Source organism: Caldimonas tepidiphila, from assembly GCF_003569765.1.
GTDB classification, from domain to species: domain Bacteria; phylum Pseudomonadota; class Gammaproteobacteria; order Burkholderiales; family Burkholderiaceae_C; genus Caldimonas; species Caldimonas tepidiphila.
The window spans coordinates 1-403 of sequence record NZ_KZ983965.1; the positions used below are offsets into that span (position 1 = coordinate 1).

Annotated in this window: 1 protein-coding gene; it reads right to left on the reverse strand. The window is 69.0% G+C overall.

Features of this window, described 5'->3' with window-relative positions:
- On the reverse strand, nucleotides 1–403 hold a 403-nt coding region (locus D3A59_RS02940; protein WP_240635914.1), incomplete at both ends, for an electron transfer flavoprotein subunit beta/FixA family protein.

The following is a 403-nucleotide window of genomic DNA, read 5'->3' on the forward strand; positions in this document are numbered from 1 at the left end:
TCTTGGCCTTCATGATGTTGGGCAGCGTCACGTAGCGCGGCTCGTTCAGGCGCAGGTCGCTCGTCACGATCGCCGGCAGCCTGAGCTTGACCGTCTCCAGGCCCCCGTCGACCTCGCGCGTCACGGTTGCGAAGCCGTCGGCCACCTCGACCTTCGAGGCAAACGTCGCCTGCGGCCAGTCCAGCAGCGCCGCGAGCATCTGCCCGGTCTGGTTGCAGTCGTCGTCGATCGCCTGCTTGCCAAGGATCACGAGCTGCGGGGCCTCCTTGTCGACCAGCGCCTTCAAGAGCTTCGCCACCGCCAGCGGCTGCAGCTCGGCGTCCGTCTCCACCAGGATGCCCCGGTCCGCGCCGATCGCCATCGCCGTGCGCAGCGTCTCCTGGCACTGCGCCACGCCGCACGA